Raw genomic sequence first — 1,240 nt, forward strand, 5'->3', positions numbered from 1 at the left:
CTTCACCACGGCCACCGGCTTTCCGTCTCTTACCTCCAGCGCCGCGTCTCTGCCCACAGTGGAGAACTGTCCTGTCTTTACGTTTTGGAAGCGGGTGTACCAGTTGTTGTGTATGTAGTATCCCCGCCGCAGGTCGCGGAGGAGCTCCTCTAGGTCGGCGGGGCCGTCCCCGGGGGCTATGCGTATGTGGCCCGGCCAAGGCCTGGCGTAGTGGTGCATGGCGTGGCCCGTGGGCTCCATGCCCAGGGCGTGGGCCGTCCTGCGGGTGTGGAGGAGGCCCGCCAGACGGCCGCCTCTGTATATCTCCACGGGGCGCGGGGGGACGCCCTCGAGGTCGAAGGGGGTGTGGCCGTAGGCGCCGGGGTCGTGGGCGGCGTCGGCCACGGTTAGGAGCTGGGAGGCCACCTCTCTGCCTATGTCTTCCTTTGTGTAGCGGGATGTGCCTGCCAGGACCTCGGAGCCGCTTGCCCAGTTGCCCGCCGCCTCGCCTATTAGGTGGGCGAAGACGAGGGGGGAGAGGAGTAGGTCTGCCTTGGCCGGCTCGACTCTGACTTGGGGGAGGCCCCTGGCCAAGTCTAGGAGATGGGCGTTTTCTCTGCCCAGCCTCGCCGCGTCGATGTCGCCTATCCTCCTCCCGGCGGCGGCGCTTGTGGCGGAGAGGTCGCCTAGGAACGACCTCATCGCCATGTATACCCGGTTTACCGAGTAGGCCCCGGAGCGGCCCGCAGTGTCTTCGTAGGAGACGGCGGCGTGGGTGAGGTGGACCACGCCGGCGCTCCGCTCCACTCCGGAGGCGGCGTCTACCGCGGTTTTCACCAGGTCTGGGAGTTTTTCAAAGTCCTCCGGGCTCTCGTGCCGGGTGGCGGGGCTGGGGCCGCCTATGGGGACGTAGAGGGGGTCCTCGGGCGCCGTTGCCAGCCTCTTGACGGCCTCCTCGACCTTTTCGAGGCTGGGAGGGCCGGTAACCGCCACCGTTGCCGTCTTTCTAGACTTGGCCACGTAGATGAAGGTGCTCTCCGCGGCCCAGTGTTTGAAGGCTGTCACCTCGTCGTTGGCGAACCTGACCATGTAGTGGAGAAGCCTCGTCCTCACCACGGCGGCTTCGTCTACCCTCCCTGCGAGGATTTTGAGTATCATGTCACCACCCTGAGGCTTCTGCTTCTGAAGGTGGGGCCTCCCATGGTGACTGGGATGCCCTGGGAGGGGTTGCCCTTGCCGCACGTCCCTACGAAGAGCTGGA

The 1,240-nt window shown here is 66.0% G+C and carries 1 protein-coding gene; it reads right to left on the minus strand.

Annotated elements, in window-relative coordinates; translation table 11 throughout:
* Positions 1–1,137 (minus strand): TldD/PmbA family protein (locus ACP5J3_RS14750; protein WP_428496371.1); only part of this gene is annotated, 1,137 nt, incomplete at its 3' end.
* Between the last annotated feature and the right edge of the window lie 103 nt (positions 1,138–1,240).

The sequence above is a fragment of the Pyrobaculum sp. genome (assembly GCF_049971835.1).
Lineage (GTDB): Archaea > Thermoproteota > Thermoprotei > Thermoproteales > Thermoproteaceae > Pyrobaculum.